This is a genomic window from Neisseria perflava, from assembly GCF_019334725.1.
Taxonomy (GTDB): Bacteria; Pseudomonadota; Gammaproteobacteria; order Burkholderiales; family Neisseriaceae; genus Neisseria; species Neisseria subflava_A.
Map to the genome: position 1 here is coordinate 1,211,071 of NZ_CP079818.1, position 16,200 is coordinate 1,227,270.

At 47.3% G+C, this 16,200-nt stretch carries 16 protein-coding genes; 11 read left to right on the plus strand and 5 right to left on the minus strand.

Annotated features, from left to right (window positions below):
• Positions 1-60: 60 nt before the first annotated feature.
• Genes LPB400_RS05835 through fghA form a run of 3 tightly spaced genes read left to right on the plus strand, consistent with a single transcriptional unit; the run spans position 61 to position 2,388 of the window.
• Positions 61-381, plus strand: a complete 321-nt coding sequence (locus LPB400_RS05835) for an HD domain-containing protein (protein WP_219088413.1) — start codon at positions 61-63, stop codon at positions 379-381.
• 34 nt (positions 382-415) lie between these two features.
• Positions 416-1,552, plus strand: a complete 1,137-nt coding sequence (locus tag LPB400_RS05840; RefSeq protein ID WP_432760840.1) for an S-(hydroxymethyl)glutathione dehydrogenase/class III alcohol dehydrogenase — start codon at positions 416-418, stop codon at positions 1,550-1,552.
• An 8-nt stretch (positions 1,553-1,560) separates the two neighbouring features.
• The gene (fghA, locus tag LPB400_RS05845; protein WP_219088415.1) at positions 1,561-2,388 is read left to right on the plus strand and encodes an S-formylglutathione hydrolase; all 828 of its coding nucleotides are present in this window, start codon (positions 1,561-1,563) and stop codon (positions 2,386-2,388) included.
• Between the two features lie 186 nt (positions 2,389-2,574).
• Here the strand turns inward: fghA and rtcR are convergent, their stop codons facing one another.
• Both rtcR and LPB400_RS05855 read right to left on the minus strand, forming a co-directional pair.
• On the minus strand, positions 2,575-4,203 hold the full coding sequence (gene rtcR / locus LPB400_RS05850) for an RNA repair transcriptional activator RtcR (RefSeq protein WP_219088417.1): 1,629 nt from the start codon (positions 4,201-4,203) through the stop codon (positions 2,575-2,577).
• Positions 4,204-4,217: 14 nt separating this feature from the next.
• Positions 4,218-4,973 (minus strand): tRNA(His) guanylyltransferase Thg1 family protein, encoded by a 756-nt coding sequence (locus LPB400_RS05855; RefSeq protein WP_107768957.1) that lies wholly within the window; start codon positions 4,971-4,973, stop codon positions 4,218-4,220.
• 1,031 nt (positions 4,974-6,004) lie between these two features.
• On the opposite strand from LPB400_RS05855, the gene LPB400_RS05860 reads away from it, so the two are divergent.
• A complete protein-coding gene (locus LPB400_RS05860) occupies positions 6,005-7,579 on the plus strand; it encodes a vWA domain-containing protein (protein WP_219088419.1) in 1,575 nt (524 codons plus the stop codon).
• Between the two features lie 86 nt (positions 7,580-7,665).
• Positions 7,666-9,144: an RNA ligase gene (locus tag LPB400_RS05865; protein WP_219088421.1), complete on the plus strand. Its 1,479-nt coding sequence runs from the start codon at positions 7,666-7,668 to the stop codon at positions 9,142-9,144.
• A gap of 32 nt (positions 9,145-9,176) precedes the next feature.
• On the opposite strand, the gene LPB400_RS05870 is transcribed toward LPB400_RS05865, so the two are convergent.
• A complete protein-coding gene (locus LPB400_RS05870) occupies positions 9,177-9,620 on the minus strand; it encodes an RpiB/LacA/LacB family sugar-phosphate isomerase (protein WP_219088423.1) in 444 nt (147 codons plus the stop codon).
• Positions 9,621-9,706: 86 nt separating this feature from the next.
• Here LPB400_RS05870 and LPB400_RS05875 point away from each other — a divergent pair, with 86 nt between their 5' ends.
• From LPB400_RS05875 to LPB400_RS05900, 6 genes are all read left to right on the plus strand, one after another.
• On the plus strand, positions 9,707-10,360 hold the full coding sequence (locus LPB400_RS05875; protein WP_219088425.1) for a phosphoesterase: 654 nt from the start codon (positions 9,707-9,709) through the stop codon (positions 10,358-10,360).
• A gap of 137 nt (positions 10,361-10,497) precedes the next feature.
• Positions 10,498-10,962: a dihydroneopterin triphosphate diphosphatase gene (nudB, locus tag LPB400_RS05880; RefSeq protein WP_070748522.1), complete on the plus strand. Its 465-nt coding sequence runs from the start codon at positions 10,498-10,500 to the stop codon at positions 10,960-10,962.
• 84 nt (positions 10,963-11,046) lie between these two features.
• Positions 11,047-11,580 (plus strand): inorganic diphosphatase, encoded by a 534-nt coding sequence (locus LPB400_RS05885; RefSeq protein ID WP_003678634.1) that lies wholly within the window; start codon positions 11,047-11,049, stop codon positions 11,578-11,580.
• 169 nt (positions 11,581-11,749) lie between these two features.
• Complete coding sequence (gene cysI / locus LPB400_RS05890) at positions 11,750-13,507, plus strand: assimilatory sulfite reductase (NADPH) hemoprotein subunit (RefSeq protein WP_070461667.1); 1,758 nt, start codon at positions 11,750-11,752, stop codon at positions 13,505-13,507.
• 259 nt (positions 13,508-13,766) lie between these two features.
• On the plus strand, positions 13,767-14,171 hold the full coding sequence (locus tag LPB400_RS05895) for a CdiA family toxin C-terminal domain-containing protein (protein ID WP_264081763.1): 405 nt from the start codon (positions 13,767-13,769) through the stop codon (positions 14,169-14,171).
• A gap of 15 nt (positions 14,172-14,186) precedes the next feature.
• A complete protein-coding gene (locus LPB400_RS05900) occupies positions 14,187-14,618 on the plus strand; it encodes a hypothetical protein (protein ID WP_039406457.1) in 432 nt (143 codons plus the stop codon).
• Positions 14,619-14,671: 53 nt separating this feature from the next.
• Here the strand turns inward: LPB400_RS05900 and LPB400_RS05905 are convergent, their stop codons facing one another.
• Positions 14,672-15,259, minus strand: coding sequence for a hypothetical protein (locus LPB400_RS05905; RefSeq protein WP_070461669.1), 588 nt, complete (start codon positions 15,257-15,259; stop codon positions 14,672-14,674).
• A gap of 90 nt (positions 15,260-15,349) precedes the next feature.
• Complete coding sequence (locus tag LPB400_RS05910; RefSeq protein WP_107791809.1) at positions 15,350-15,856, minus strand: hypothetical protein; 507 nt, start codon at positions 15,854-15,856, stop codon at positions 15,350-15,352.
• Positions 15,857-16,200 lie beyond the last annotated feature (344 nt).

Consider the following 16,200-nt stretch of genomic DNA (forward strand, 5'->3'; position numbering starts at 1 on the left):
TTAAATTTAATATCATATTATCATTGCATGATATCAGTCTGAATTTTTTAGAATTTCAATATGAAACCCCTAATTTACTACGCCCATTCCGCGCAAGACGAACTCGGTAATCTCTTACCTTACGAACATTGGCAAACCTTGCAAAGCCATTCGGTAAATGTAGGCGAAATGGCGGCGAAGTTTGCTCGGGTATTTGGTGTGCAGGAAATTGCCTACCAGACGGGACGGCTTCATGACTTAGGGAAACATTCGAAAGCCTTTAACCGCTGGTTGTATGGTGGCTCTTCAGGCGATCATGCTACCGCCGGAGCGAAAATTGCAAAAATGCTTGCTTTAGAGTGGAGGTCAAAGTATAACCTGTTGTTATCTCACTTAGGCTAGATAACTTTAATTAATGAATTAAAAGGCAAAAATAATGGAAAATAAACAAACCAATTCAACCATCAAATCTCGTGCGGCGGTGGCATTCGCCCCAAATCAACCCTTACAAATTGTGGAAATCGACGTAGAAATGCCGCGTAAAGGTGAGGTGTTAATTCGTAACACTCACACGGGCGTGTGCCATACTGATGCATTTACGTTATCAGGAAGCGATCCTGAAGGAGTATTTCCTGTGGTGCTTGGGCATGAAGGTGCGGGTGTAGTTGTTGCTGTGGGCGAAGGTGTGTCAAGCGTAAAACCGGGTGATCACGTCATTCCTCTTTATACCGCTGAATGTGGCGAATGTGAGTTTTGTCGTTCAGGTAAAACCAACTTATGCGTCTCAGTGCGTGATACACAAGGTAAAGGTTTAATGCCGGACGGCACGACGCGTTTTTCTTATCAAGGTCAGCCGATCTATCACTATATGGGCTGTTCGACTTTCAGTGAATACTCTGTTGTTGCCGAAGTTTCACTGGCGAAAATCAACCCGGAAGCCAATCATGAACAAGTATGTTTGCTTGGCTGTGGCGTTACCACAGGTATTGGTGCGGTGCATAACACAGCAAAAGTACAAGAAGGCGACTCTGTTGCCGTGTTTGGCTTGGGGGCGATTGGTTTGGCGGTGGTGCAAGGTGCGCGTCAAGCCAAAGCGGGTCGCATTATTGCTATTGATACCAATCCTTCAAAATTCGAGCTGGCGAAACAGTTTGGTGCAACTGACTGTTTGAACCCGAACGATTACGATAAACCGATCAAAGATGTGTTGTTAGACATCAATAAATGGGGCATTGACCATACCTTTGAATGTATCGGCAACGTAAACGTAATGCGCCAGGCATTAGAAAGTGCACACCGTGGTTGGGGACAATCCATTATCATCGGCGTAGCAGGTGCAGGACAAGAAATTTCAACTCGTCCGTTCCAGTTGGTAACAGGTCGTGTTTGGAAAGGCACGGCATTTGGCGGCGTGAAAGGCCGCTCTGAACTTCCGAAAATGGTCGAAGATTCAATGAAAGGCGATATTCAGTTAGAACCGTTTGTGACCCACACAATGACACTCGATCAAATCAATGAAGCCTTTGAGTTAATGCATGAAGGTAAATCGATCCGCGCTGTTATTCATTACTAAGGTACGCGATGAAACTGATTGAACAACATCAAATTTTTGGTGGTTCGCAACAAGTTTGGGCACATCATGCCCAAACGCTTCAATGCGAAATGAAATTTGCCGTCTATTTGCCGGATAATCAGGAGAATCGACCGCTTGGTGTGATTTATTGGCTTTCCGGCTTGACTTGCACTGAACAAAATTTCATTACCAAATCAGGTTTTCAGCGTTATGCGGCAGAACATCAAGTGATTGTGGTTGCACCTGATACCAGCCCTCGCGGAGAGCAAGTGCCGAACGATGCTGCTTACGATTTAGGGCAGGGTGCGGGCTTTTATCTGAATGCGACCGAGCAGCCTTGGGCGACGAATTATCAAATGTATGATTATATTTTGAACGAGTTGCCTGGTCTGATTGAGGAAAAATTTCTTACCAATGGTAAACGTTCCATTATGGGGCATTCAATGGGCGGACACGGCGCATTGGTATTGGCACTGCGAAACCGGAAACGTTATCAAAGTGTTTCTGCCTTTTCGCCTATTTTGTCGCCAAGCCTTGTGCCTTGGGGAAAAAAAGCCTTTTCTGCCTATTTAGGAAAAGATCGCGAAAAATGGCAGCAATATGATGCGAACTCGCTCATTCAACAAGGCTATAAAGTACAAGGTATGCGCATTGATCAGGGCTTGGAAGATGAGTTTTTGCCAACACAATTGCGTACCGAAGATTTTATCGAAACTTGTCGTGCGGCAAATCAACCGGCCGATGTGCGCTTCCACAAAGGCTACGATCATAGCTATTACTTCATCGCCAGTTTTATTGGTGAGCATATTGCCTATCATGCGGCATTTTTGAAGTAAGTCGAAGAAGTGATTGGTGAATCGATCAAACGTTGGTATGAACATTAATTTTCATATTAACGAAAGTAAAAGGCATCAATCTGATGCCTTTTATTTTTATAAATAATAATAAAAGTACTATTAAAATAAGCTACTTCCTAGAATCAGCATGAGGAGGCCTTTGCAAAACCTCCTTGCTCACTCTACTTAAATATCTCCCCATTCCAATCCAAATCGCTGTAAATATTTCCTCAATCGGTCGCTGTCATTGACTTTTGCCCTTTCTGTTCGGGAGACGTTGAACAATGCACGGCCGGCAGCGGCCATGTTGGGATGTTTGCGGCATTCGTCGATAACGTGTTGCAGTTGTAGTTTGTCGAACAAATCCAATGTATCCCAATCGACTTTATCGGGGTAGTCTTGTGTTTTTTCAGATGGCCTTTTATGTAGGAGGCCGTCTGAAAAGGGTTCTTCCGACCATAACCATTTGAGGCGTTCGATTTCGGCTTGGACTTGTTCTACCTGTATCCTGCCTTGCGGCGCGAGTGTGGCCAGGCGCATGATGCTGGCGGCAAGGTCGCGGAAGTTGCCGCGCCATGGTGCTTGGTCTGAGTGGGCGAAGTCAAGGTAGGCGGCTAGGGCTTCTTTGTTGAAGCGGGTGGTTCGGCCGAGTTCTTGCGAGGCTAGGGCGAGCTGGTGTTCGACGTTGGGCTCGATGTCTTCGCGACGGTTGGCGAGTGCAGGTAGTGGGTAATTCCAGATATTAATGCGGGCGAACAGGTCTTCGCGGAAGCGTCCGGCGCGGATTTCGCGGCGTAGGTCGCGGTTGGTGCCGGCGATGAGTTGGAAGTCGCTTTTGACTTCGCTGTCGCTGCCGACGGGATAAAAGTGTTTTTCTTCAATGGCTTTGAGCAACATGGCTTGCTCGTCTAAGCCCAATTCTCCGATTTCATCTAAAAACAATACGCCGCCGTCGGCAGTTTTCAGATAACCTTCACGTTTTTCTGCGGCGCCGGTAAAGGCGCCTTTTTTGTGGCCGAACAGGGCAGATGCTGCGCCGTCGCCGCGAAGGGTGGCGCAGTTTACATCGACAAATGTGCCTTTAATCAGGTGGCGCGCTTTTTTCAATTCAAAAATCCTGCGTGCCAGCATAGATTTGCCCGCGCCTGTCGGGCCGGAGAGCAGAATGGGGGAAGGAGAGTTGAGCGCGACTTGTTCGATTTCGGCAATCATGCGGTTGAAGGCGGCGTTTTGGGTGGAAATGCCGCTTTTCAGGTAGCGCACTGCGTCATCGCGTACGGCGGCAAGGCGTTCGGCCAGTACGTCGTAACGAGCCAAGTCCAAATCGATGATTTCATAACTGCCGACATTGCCGTCCTCCATGCTGCGTCTTTGATTTTTGGGAGGTGCGGTTTGTAACAGAACACCGGGGATTTGACGCGATTCCACCAATAAAAACAGGCAGATTTGGGCAACGTGTGTACCTGTGGTGATGTGGGTGAGATAGGTTTCTTCTTCTGTATCAAATGGATAGCCTGCTGCCCAATCGTGCAGTTTGGTATAAACCTCGGAGAAATCCCACGGGTTTGCCAGCTCCATAGGTACGAGATTGACGACTGTGTGCGGCGACACCTGCTGAATATCGGCTTTTACATGATCTGCCAGCTCGCGATATTTCTCCGCATAAAACAGCTCCATGCGGTCGAGATGAAAATCTTGACGCTGATTCATGGCGACGTTTGGCCGCCATTTTAACCAACGGCCCTGACCGAAACCGCTGTCCAATACCGTACCGAGAAAGCTGACGGCGACTTGTTTTTTGGGATTGGTATTCATGTTTCAGACGGCCTTTAAATTATTTTTTCCAATACAAACACGCCGTAACCATCGCCCAACGGCAGCTCGAAATCCGTATGCAGGATTTGGCGTTTTACTTGTACAGTTTCGTCAGTTTTCGGATTAAAACCTTCTTTTAAGGCCGTCTGAAAATACACACCGAAGCCGCGTTTCTGCCATGCGGGCAATTCGTTGAAATTGATATTGTGTTCAAACAGCAAATCATGTTTCTGCGCGCGCGTGAGACCGCTGACCGCTTCTGTGGCTCGGGATACGCTTTCTCCTTTCTTGCGCAGCATCCAATAGCAGTGGGCGTTGAGCGCGTTGCGGTATGAGTCTTCGTGCCGCCAACGGAAATAATCGACCACCAGTTTTTCGTTCGGCAAAACGCAAACTCTGGCATCAAAAGCGGCGGTCTGCCCGTGCGCCACAGAAAAGGCGGCGCTGGCCTCACCAGCCAATACCGAAATGATTTTGCGCGTTTTGCGTTTGAACGTATCGTCGTCTCGACGCAGCAATAGTGAAATTTCATCGCTTTCCGAATAGCCGTACACCACATTGAAGCCACATTTCATCAAATGACGGACGGTGTGCGCCATCAGGTCGCGGAAACGAATGTCGAACGGGGCTTCAAACTGCCAAATTTCCTTGGTTAGTCGTGTAAAACCACGCCCGTCTAAGCGTACAACAATAAAATTTTCCTGTGGTACGCAAAAGTCATAAGCGGTTTCGTATTGTCGCAAGCGTTTGTCCAAATCATCGAATCTCATCATATATCCTTGTATATTTTATTTTCTATATAACTATCTATAAATATATTTTTTAGTATTCTACGCTTCTTGTCGATAAAAGCCACTTTAAAATATATTTTCTTTATATTCAATAAATTAAAAATTATTTTTATAAAAATTTTATTCTTGGCACGCTGTTGGCTATGTTGTGAATGTAACGATACAGCAGATGCTTCGGGAAATACAGTTACCGGAGAAAAATTTTCCGTAAATTTAGTTGCTGTGTGGTTACAGGGCGAATGCCAACAAGACTACATTTGGATTAACAGGTTCGAATCCTGTCTCGTCTAATAGACGTTGAACGTCTTGTTTATTTAGTCGCCCACCCTTTTTCAATATGGCAGGCAAATGCCTGGGGAAACTACAACATGGATATCCTTATGTCGCAGGTTCGAGTCCTGTCTCTGTTATCCACAATAGCAGAGTAGCTCAGTTGGTAGAGCCAAGGCATGTTTCCCTTAAAAACTTGTTGCGTGCCATATTATTTTTACGGCAGCAGGCGGATGCCTGGGGAGAGTACATTAACCTTTCACGTTAAAACCGTTTCTCTTCATGTTTATCCGCTACGCTGCAACCCATTCGAGGCCGTCTGAAATATTCAGGCGGGCTGATATAAAAACTGTTTTTGGTGCAAACGGCAAATGCCGGAGGAATTACAGCCTGTAAAGCTCGAGGTCGCGGGTTCGAGTCCCGTCTCTGCCGCCAACTATGGCAGAGTAGCTCAGTGGATAGAGCGCGTAAAAATTTCTCCACTCTTTGTTGCCCAATGTGCCACCCCTTATGGGCGAATGCTATTAGGATTACATTCCTTTCTTGCTACAAACCCGAATGATCCTAATTAAACTGGTCGCCCTACGGCAGTAGGCGGATGCCCGGAAGAGAATACATTAGCTTTCAGTTAAAAACGCTTCTCTTCATCTTTAGCCGCCACGCTGCCACCCATTCAAGGCCGTCTGAAAAACAAAGCTAAAACAAGTTCAGACGGCCTCAAACCAACAATATGAAAGAAAATGAAAATGGCTAATACTAATTTGTTTCAATCTATTAAAAACCGTTTGATTAAAACCGATACCTATAATGAAGCCGGCGGCATCGCCTACACGCTGACACCCAAACAACAGCTGGCACAGCTTGCCGCTACCGGTTGTCTGAACAATACCTTCTATGCTGATGCCCAAAGCCAGCTTGACCAAGTGTTGAAATTGGCAGAAAGCCTAGATGTCGAGTTTATCGCCAAAACTGCCGTATATGCCCGTCAAAAAGGTTTTATGAAAGATATGCCAGCGCTGTTGCTTGCCGTGTTGGCGCAAAAAGACGTGAACATGCTTGCCCGCGTATTCGACCAAGTGGCGGACAACGGTAAAATGTTGCGCAACTTCGCGCAAATCATCCGAAGCGGCGCGGTCGGCAGAAAATCCTTCGGCAACCGTCCGAAAAAACTGATGCAGACCTGGCTTTTGACCGCCACCGAAAAACAATTGTTGAACGCCGCTATCGGCAACGCCCCGTCGCTGGCGGACGTGGTCAAAATGGTGCATCCCAAACCGCGTGAAGCATGGCGTGCCGCATGGTTTGCATGGCTGATCGGTAAACCGTACGACCGCGAAGCATTGCCGCCCATTACCCGCGCTTTTGAAGACTACAAACAAAGCCGAGAAGGCGAATTGCCCAACGTTCCTTTCCAAATGCTCACTGCTTTAGACTTGAACAGCGGCGACTGGGCGCAAATCGCCCGCAACGGCTCATGGCAGCAGGTTCGTCAAAACCTGAACACTTTCCTGCGCCACGAAGTGTTTGCGAAAAGCAAAAACATCAAAATGGTGGCAGAAAAACTGCGTGATGAAACCGCCATTGCCCGCGCCCGTGTTTTGCCTTATCAGTTGCTGACTGCCTATCAGGCAACATCTGAACAAATGCCGTTTGAAATCCGCGAAGCCCTGCAAGATGCGATGGAAACCGCCGTACAAAACGTACCGGCAATCCAAGGCAAAGTCGTGGTTTGTCCGGATGTATCCGGTTCCATGCACAGCCCGGCTACCGGCTATCGCGGCAGTGCGTCCACCAAAACCCGCTGCATCGATATTGCCGCGCTCGTGTCCGCCGCTATGTTGCGTACTAATCCGCAAGCCCGCGTGATACCGTTTGAACAAATCACGGTAAACGTGAAGCTCAATCCGCGCGACAGCATCATGACCAACGCCGAAAAACTCGCCAATATCGGCGGCGGCGGAACGGCATGCAGCGCACCGCTCGCTCTGTTGAACCGCGAAAAAGCCGATGTGGACTTGGTCGTCATCGTGTCTGACAACGAAAGCTGGGCAGATTGCGGACCACATTGGAGCGGCAAAACCGGTCTGATGAAAGAGTGGGACATCCTGAAACAACGCTGCCCCGAAGCCAAACTCGTCTGCTTGGACATCCAGCCCTACACCACCGCACAAGCGAAAAACCGCCGCGACATCCTGAACATCGGGGGCTTCTCCGATCAAGTATTCTCCCTGATTGGTTCCTTTGCCGAACGAGGTATGGGTACAGATTTCTGGGTAGATGAGATTGAGAAAACGCCGTTGGCAGCTGTAAACTGAAGCTAAGGCCGTCTGAAAAAAGTAGAAATATATTTCAGACGGCCTATTGATTCAGGGCAAGCTGAGAAAAAGAATAAGGAAACAAAATGCAAAAATTCATCTTAATCCGCGGCCATCAAGGTTCGGGAAAATCGACTTTTGCCGAACAAAAAGCTGCTGAATTTAAAGCGCAATATCCGGATGCGGAAGTTGTCCGTATTGAAAACGATTTGTTCATTACCGATGAATACGGTGAATATCGTTGGTCGGGAGAAGCGGTGGATAAGGCGCTGAAGCGCGGTAATGCCTTGATGACCGAAACTTTGAGACTTGGACGCCAAAATCTGAATCGAAATATTTTGATCATTAATTCCAATACCAACCAAAAAGCTTCGCGTTGCCGTCATTTATTGGATCAGGCGGAGAAAAGCGGTTTTGAAACAGAGGTCTATCGACTGCACAATTTCTATCCCAACCTACACGGCGTGAAAGAGCATGACGTGTTGGCGGCGTATATCAAGTTGAACCAAAACCGTGTGGCAAACGAAATTCATATCGAAGCCGTACAGCCGGCAAATGCGGAACAGTTAGAAAAAATCGAACAGATGCAGGCTATCGAGCATAAGCCGCTGGTGTTTGATGAGGCGCAGCAAACCTTTGTGACCGATCATTATCTGCAACACGGCAGCTGTAACTTTACTGCCAAAGCATCCAAGCGTTATCCCGAATTGCGCGTGTTGAAATACGCACGCAGCGTGTTCTATAACAACCGCTTTGATGATGCTTTGCTGGAAATGCGCGGCTTGATTATCGACGCGCACAACCGCATCATCGTGCGCCCGTTTAAAAAAGTGTTCAATTATTCGGAACGTATTGCCAAAGGCAGCCGTTACCCGATCCGAATCGGCGACGAGAGATTGGTGGACGCGGTAGTAAAAGTAAACGGCTTCCTCGGCTGCTGCACTTTCGTCTCGCTTTCAGACGACCATCCGTCTAAAGGCGCGGCGTTTGACGGCAAAGTGCTGTATTCGACTACCGGTTCGCTTGATAGCGCGTTTGCCGACATGACCGCAGCACACTGCGCGCAATACGAAACCTTGTTCCGTGCATATCCGAACCATACTTTTTTGTTTGAAATCACAGATGCGAAAGACGTACACATCATACGAGAAGAATTGGGCGAAACCTTAATCGGCTGCATTGATGTGGCAACCGGCCGTCAGTTTAGCGAAGCCGAATTGGACGAAATCGGCAAACAATACGGCATCCGCCGCCCCGAAACGCTGAAAAACATCACATTCGGCGAGCTGAAAGGCCGTCTGAAGAACGTGGAACACGAAGGCTTTATGGTATTTGATGCTCAAAACGGCGAAATGCTGTTTAAACTCAAATCGCCGTATTACCTGATTTCCAAGTTTTTAGGACGAAGCAACGAGGGCAATATCAGCCGCAAACTCGACAAACGCCATGTTGATGAAGAGTTTTATCCTTTAATCGACTATATCCACGAGCATCAGGAAGCGTTCAATGCTATGCCGGAATTGGATAAAATCGCGTTTATTCAGGCGTTTTTGAAGCAGTTGTAAGGCCGTCTGAAAATATATGGGGCAATGCGTATTTATTTTCCGCGCTCATACGCTTCGATTTCGCCAACCTTAGGTGCATAGCCGCTGCTTGTGTCGTGGCGCAAATCCAACCAGATATCGACCAATGCCCAAGCGGCCGGAGCGGCAATGACGTTTTGCCCCATACATAAAACCTGCGCATCATAGTTTTCCACAGAGCCGCGGAGCGTGAGTAAATCGTGCGCCGTTGCCGCCCGTATGCCGCGCACTTTATTGGCGGCGATTGCCGTGCCCACGCCGGTACCGCAAATCAACAGCGCACGGTCGGCGCGTCCTGCCGCGACTTCTTCGGCCGCGGCAAACGAGAGTTGCGGATAGGTTCCTTCAGGCGAGGATAAATCGACCAAGCTGCTGACGCGCGTGTCGTTTTGCAGATGCGCTTTGAGCGCGTCTTTCAATATTGCGCCGTTGGCCGGCGCGGCAATAACCAAATGCATAAAAACTCCTTGAAGCATACAATAAACATTATTCAGCATACGCCCGCGCGTGATACGATTCAAGCTTGCAACGCAGAAAGCATGGCATGAGCAAAATCTACTTCACATCAGACCTACATTTCTCACATAAAAACATCGCCAAATTCTGCCCGCAATTTCGACCGTTCGATAACGTGGAGCAGATGGATGAATTTTTAATCAGGACATGGAATGAAACCGTTACGCCTGAAGATACGGTGTACAACTTGGGCGATTTTTCCTTTGCCCAAGACCATAAGCAGATAGAGCGCGTTTTGTCGCGTTTGAACGGGCAACATCACTTGATTTACGGCAATCATGATCATGTGATTCGGCAGCATGCCGATTTTTTCCGCAGCCAGACCAAGCATGACGGTCATCCGCTGCTGTCGTCCATACGGTCGTATTTGAAACTCAAATCGCCGGAAATTAAGAATACGCTGGTTCTCTTTCACTATCCGATTCAGGAATGGGACGGCTGCTATCAGGGTTGGTATCACTTATACGGCCATTTGCATGACAGGGTGGCGGAAATCAAAGGGCGTGCTTTAAATGTCGGATTTGATTTGCACGGCCGCTTTTTGACGGCGCAAGACGTAGATAAGTTTTTGTGTGATTTGCCTAAAATTTCGTATTTTGGCGAAGCAGGGTTGAAGGCCAAGTCGCCGGAAGAAGCGGCAGAGCTGGTGTCTCGGAAACTGGCGCAATTAAATCAGGTATAATTTCAGACGGCCTTTGCGGATTTACGGCAAAGGCCGTCTGAATATCAATTTCCCATTTTTGAGTGATACATGGAAAACCTTTTGGCTTACTTACTACAAAAAATCAGCCTCCCAAATCAATCCGGCAAGGACAAGTCATGAGCGGTAAGCCTTTGAAATATCCCGTTTCCGCTTTGGTCGTTTTGCATGATAAAGACGGCAATATCCTGCTGATTGAACGCACGGCGCCGCAAGGTTTTTGGCAGTCGGTTACCGGCAGCTTGGAAGAGGGCGAGCGCATCGAAGAAACCGCATGGCGCGAAGTGTGGGAAGAAACCGGTATCCGCCTTGCAGACGGCCAGCTGGAAAACTGGCACGACAGCACCGTTTATGAAATCTATCATCACTGGCGCCATCGCTATCCCAAAGGCGTTTTTGAAAACCGCGAACACATCTTCTCCGCCCAAATTCCGCGCGATACGCCCATCATGTTACAACCGGACGAACACGTTGCCTACGGCTGGTTTGGTGCGGAAGAAGCAGCGGAAAAAGTGTTTTCCCCTTCCAATAAACGCGCAATTTTAGAACTGGTCAAAAGGCTGAATGCCAAAAAGGCCGTCTGAATACGACAGTTTCACATTTTCAGACGGTCTTGGGTTTGTTATACTTTCGCCGTTTGACTCTCTTTAAAATCAAAGGAAACCATCATGGCAGACTTCAACAAAATCCTGACCCCGGGCGACGTGGACGGCGGCATCATCAACGTTGTCAACGAAATCCCAGCGGGCAGCAACCACAAAATCGAGTGGAACCGCAAACTGGCCGCTTTCCAACTCGACCGCGTTGAACCGGCAATTTTCGCCAAACCGACCAACTACGGCTTCATTCCGCAAACTTTGGACGAAGACGGCGACGAATTGGACGTATTACTGGTTACCGAGCAGCCTTTGGCAACCGGTATTTTCCTGGAAGCACGCGTTATCGGCGTGATGAAATTCGTTGACGACGGCGAAGTAGACGACAAAATCGTCTGCGTTCCAGCCGATGACCGCAACAACGGCAACGCCTACAAAACTTTGGCCGATTTGCCGCAACAACTGATCAAACAAATCGAGTTCCACTTCAACCACTACAAAGACCTGAAAAAAGCAGGTACTACTAAAGTTGAATCTTGGGGCGATGTAGAAGAAGCGAAACAAGTCATCAAAGAATCTATCGAACGTTGGAACAAACAAGCCTAATCGGTTTGTCCTGTCTAATATCAAGGCCGTCTGAAAGCAAAGTTCAGACGGCCTTTTTATGTTTCAAACCGATATAACAAAATCGTCTTTAAAACAAACAAACCATTCTTTCTCATTTTCAGACGGCCTCATTAAAGTAACGCCTATACCAAAAATAAGGAGTGCTTCAATGACTGCTACCACAACCGACCCACGAGCCAAGCTGCCTGAGACGCCTTTGTCCGGCAACGAAGCCTTGAAAGAGCGCAGCGATTATCTGCATGGCACGATTAAGGAAGAGTTGAAAGACGACTTTACCGGCGGCTTTACTGCCGACAACTTTCAGCTTATCCGCTTCCACGGCATGTACGAACAGGACAACCGCGATATTCGTGCCGAGCGTACCGAACAAAAACTTGAGCCTTTAAAAAACATGATGTTGCGTTGCCGTTTGCCCGGCGGCATCATTACGCCGCAGCAGTGGCTGGGTATCGACAAATTTGCCGGTGAAAACACGATTTACGGCTCCATCCGCCTGACCAACCGTCAAACCTTCCAATACCACGGTATTCTGAAAACCGATTTAAAACAGGCGCATCAGGCATTGCACAAACTTGGTTTGGATTCCATTGCCACAGCCAGCGATGTCAACCGCAATGTGTTGTGTACCAGCAATCCTGTGCAAAGCACTTTACATCAAGAAGCCTATGAATGGGCGGCGCGCATCAGTATGCACCTTCTGCCGCGCACCATGGCATATGCCGATGTATGGTTGGACGGTGAAAAAGTGTTCACGACCGAGCCGACCGAGCCGCGCAATAAAGAAATTGCCGATGAGGTCGAGCCGATTTTGGGTAAAACTTATTTGCCACGCAAGTTCAAAACTGCCGTTGTGATTCCGCCTGATAACGATGTGGACATTCATTCCAATGATTTGGGTTTCGTGGCGATTGCAGAAAACGGCAGGTTGGTGGGCTTCAATGTATTGGTCGGCGGCGGTTTATCCAGCGAACACGGCAATACCAAAACTTATCCGAACACTTCTTACGAATTTGGTTTCGTTCCGCTGGAATACACCCTCAATGCCGCCGAAGCCGTCGTCAGCACACAGCGCGACTGGGGCAACCGCAGCGACCGCAAAGCAGCGCGTACACGCTATACGCTGCAACGCGTCGGCGTAGATGTGTTCAAAGAGGAAGTCGAAAGGCGCATGGGCATTAAGTTTGAGCCCATTCGCCCTTACGAGTTTACCCATCGCGGCGACCATATCGGCTGGGTGCAAGGGCATGAAGGTAACTGGCATTTGACTTTGTTTATTGAAAACGGCCGCCTGCTCGATTATCCCGACAGACCGTTGAAAACAGGCATCCGCGAAATTGCCAAAATCCATCCCGGCGACTTCCGTCTGACGGCCAATCAAAATCTGGTGGTTGCCAACGTGCCGCCGGAATTAAAAGATACGATTGATAAAATCGCCAAAGAGCATGGATTAATCAGCAAATCGATTACCATCCAGCGTGAGAACTCGATGGCCTGCGTTGCCTTGCCGACTTGCCCGCTGGCGATGGCGGAGGCTGAGCGTTTCCTACCAACATTCTCCGATAAAATCGACGAAATGTTCGCCAAATATGGCTTGGAAGACGAATACATCGTTTTGCGCGTAACTGGTTGTCCCAACGGTTGCGGCCGCGCCATGCTGGCGGAAATTGGGTTGGTCGGCAAAGCCGTCGGCCGCTACAACCTTTACGCAGGCGGCAACCGTGAAGGCACACGCATCCCGCGTCTGTTTAAAGAAAACATTACCGAACCTGAAATCCTTGAAATTGTCGAAGGCTGGGTAGCAGATTGGTCTCGAAACCGTTTAGATGATGAAGGTTTTGGCGATTTCGCCATCCGTACCGGCATCGTCAAACCTGTATTGGACGCTCCGCGAGACTTTTGGGCATAACGCATACAAACAGACCTGACAAGTCTGCAATAAGAAAATAGAGAAAACCAAAGGCCGTCTGAAAATCTGATTTTCAGACGGCCTTTTATATTGGGAGCGTTTATATCCAGGAGTTAATCCTAGATTCATTCCAATACCAAGAGGGTTTGTAAAACAAAATACACCTATTACTAATGTCAAATACCCGGAAGGCATCAGTTTCGATACAAACCTAAAAAGACATCTGGCAAATGCTGATGGTTTTAGTCAAAAACAGGGCATTAAAGGAGCCCATAACCGCACCAATTTTATGGCAGAACTAAATTCACGAGGAGGACGCGTAAAATCTGAAACCCAAACTGATATTGAAGGCATTACCCGAATTAAATATGAGATTCCTACACTAGACAGGACAGGTAAACCTGATGGTGGATTTAAGGAAATTTCAAGTATAAAAACTGTTTATGATCCTAAAAAATTTTCTGATGATAAAATACTTCAAATGGCTCAAAAAGCTGCTTCACAAGGATATTCAAAAGCCTCTAAAATTGCTCAAAATGAAAGAACTAAATCAATATCGGAAAGAAAAAATGTCATTCAATTCTCAGAAACCTTTGACGGAATCAAATTTAGATCATATTTTGATGTAAATACAGGAAGAATTACAAACATTCACCCAGAATAATTTAAAGGAAAAATTATGAAAAATAATATTTTTCTAAACTTAAAGAAAAAATCTATAAATAACAACCATTTTGTTATTTCGATTTTTTTTGAAACAATTTACCAATTTGAAACTAAAGATACGCTTTTAGAGTGTTTTAAAAATATTACAACTACCGGACATTTTGGAGTAATAGGTGCTCAATATGAAAAAATAGATGCTACCAGATGGATTGGAGATTATGAAGAGGTAAATGGATTTGAGTATATTGATAAAGCTCCTTCTATTTATTTTTCAGTTGGAGATGATTTCAATCCTGAAGAATTAATTATACCTATTAATTTAGCATATCATTACTTTAATATTGCAATATCTGATTTCTTAATAGCTCACCCTGAATATCAAAAAAAGTGTAAAGAAATACAAAAAACATATTCTCAAACAAACTGTAGCCTGCATGAAACCTAAAATCCATGCGTAAAGTGTGTGCTTCAGCACGAAAGATGGAATATTAAACCGAATCAGCGACGGCGGCCAAAGCCCCGACCCATGCTTGGGCGGCGGTAGTTGGAAGGCTGACGCGCGGTTTCGCGGTAACGCTGTTGCTGTTGAGCGTTTTGTTGTTGCGCATTTTGCTGTTGGGCACGCAGGGTGCGCGTATTCAGCTGTTGGCTGGTGCGTCCGTTTGGACGTGCGGTTTGATAATAGTTGGTACGGGCTTGACGGGCAATCGGGCTGTTTTGATTGCGCGCCTGTGTGAATTTGTTGGCCAATGCGTTGCCGATAAATGCACCGGCTGCCGCGCCCACCAAGCTTTGCAGCAGCCAGCTGCCGGTGGATTGGTCGTAGATGTATTGTTGACCGTCTGTACCGGTTACCGGTTGGCCGTTGTTGCCGTTGGCTTGTGCCTCGGCAGGAATGGTGTCTTTCACGGCTTCAGGCGTGAGCTGGTAAACCGTATTGTCTTCTTGTTGGCCGTTTTGTTGTGCCAACTGTTGTTGCAATGCTTCGATTTGTTTTTGTTGTTGCTCAAGCTGCGCTTGGGTATTGTCTTTGCAGGCAGCGAGGGCAAAAGTGGAAAGGGCGGCTAAGGCAATCAGTTTTTTCATTGTTTTTCCTGAGAGAAGTTTGTCTTTGCCGAGATTTCGGCGGAGTGTGTTTGCCTAATATTAAACCATTTCCCTGTTTTTCAAGTGGTTTTACAAAATAATATTGGAAAGTTGCGCGGCAAATGCACGGCTGTTGGCGGCCAGATTGCCCAGTGTAGGCATCTCGTGTTCGGTTTCGATAATCAGCAGGTTGGCAGGGCGGCGGGTGTGCAGGGACATTTGCATTTCAGCGGGAGAGAAGGGCATGTGATGGCGTTTGGCGAAGGCTTCGGCGCGTTTGTTGGCGGTTTTGAGCATGGGCAACAGGGTAATGTCCAAATGGAAACGGCGTACGCCCAAAACCAAAATACGCGCCGCGAAGAAATCCGCTTCATCAGTAAAAACGCTGGGGCTGCTTTGATTGAAATCGTGACGCTCTGCGGCAATCAAAGTCGCGATGGTGCGTACTTGCGGAATTAAGGCTTCGCTGATGAGGTTGTCGGGCGTATCAGGCAAAGTGAGCGTGTTGGACATGCTGTGGTGGCTGTTGCTGTCAACGACCATGCGGCAGGTGTGTAACATTTGAGTTTGGCTGTGGATTTTAGTTGAAGCGGTCATGGCTGTATTCCTTATTTCTTAAAAATGGGTGGATTTAAGCGGCCATGGTGGGTATAAAAAAAGCCGCTCAAATGAGGCGGCTCTGATTTGCGTATTTTCAATTTGGTCTGTTTCAGACAAGCGCAAAAAAGTACCGCACGTTTGTGTGGTACCAATAGAAGAAAGTAGCGGAGCATTGCGCGGTTTGCATGATGAAAATACGTCTTTAATGTATAAAAGTATGGAACGTAGTTTAAAACAAGAAGGCCAGTAATTTCAATATCCAATCGATAAAACCCACCAATAAATCTACAAGTTGTTGTAATCCTTCCAATTTATTTTCTTTCGAGTGAGTCAAATTTGCA

What these genes read in the sequence shown, in the direction of transcription:
- LPB400_RS05835 (WP_219088413.1), top strand. Translation starts at nt 61, where the DNA reads ATGAAACCCCTAATTTACTACGCCCATTCCGCGCAAGACGAACTCGGT.
- LPB400_RS05840 (WP_432760840.1), top strand. Translation starts at nt 416, where the DNA reads ATGGAAAATAAACAAACCAATTCAACCATCAAATCTCGTGCGGCGGTG.
- fghA (WP_219088415.1), top strand. Translation starts at nt 1,561, where the DNA reads ATGAAACTGATTGAACAACATCAAATTTTTGGTGGTTCGCAACAAGTT.
- rtcR (WP_219088417.1), bottom strand. Translation starts at nt 4,203, where the DNA reads ATGAATACCAATCCCAAAAAACAAGTCGCCGTCAGCTTTCTCGGTACG.
- LPB400_RS05855 (WP_107768957.1), bottom strand. Translation starts at nt 4,973, where the DNA reads ATGAGATTCGATGATTTGGACAAACGCTTGCGACAATACGAAACCGCT.
- LPB400_RS05860 (WP_219088419.1), top strand. Translation starts at nt 6,005, where the DNA reads ATGAAAATGGCTAATACTAATTTGTTTCAATCTATTAAAAACCGTTTG.
- LPB400_RS05865 (WP_219088421.1), top strand. Translation starts at nt 7,666, where the DNA reads ATGCAAAAATTCATCTTAATCCGCGGCCATCAAGGTTCGGGAAAATCG.
- LPB400_RS05870 (WP_219088423.1), bottom strand. Translation starts at nt 9,620, where the DNA reads ATGCATTTGGTTATTGCCGCGCCGGCCAACGGCGCAATATTGAAAGAC.
- LPB400_RS05875 (WP_219088425.1), top strand. Translation starts at nt 9,707, where the DNA reads ATGAGCAAAATCTACTTCACATCAGACCTACATTTCTCACATAAAAAC.
- nudB (WP_070748522.1), top strand. Translation starts at nt 10,498, where the DNA reads ATGAGCGGTAAGCCTTTGAAATATCCCGTTTCCGCTTTGGTCGTTTTG.
- LPB400_RS05885 (WP_003678634.1), top strand. Translation starts at nt 11,047, where the DNA reads ATGGCAGACTTCAACAAAATCCTGACCCCGGGCGACGTGGACGGCGGC.
- cysI (WP_070461667.1), top strand. Translation starts at nt 11,750, where the DNA reads ATGACTGCTACCACAACCGACCCACGAGCCAAGCTGCCTGAGACGCCT.
- LPB400_RS05900 (WP_039406457.1), top strand. Translation starts at nt 14,187, where the DNA reads ATGAAAAATAATATTTTTCTAAACTTAAAGAAAAAATCTATAAATAAC.
- LPB400_RS05905 (WP_070461669.1), bottom strand. Translation starts at nt 15,259, where the DNA reads ATGAAAAAACTGATTGCCTTAGCCGCCCTTTCCACTTTTGCCCTCGCT.
- LPB400_RS05910 (WP_107791809.1), bottom strand. Translation starts at nt 15,856, where the DNA reads ATGACCGCTTCAACTAAAATCCACAGCCAAACTCAAATGTTACACACC.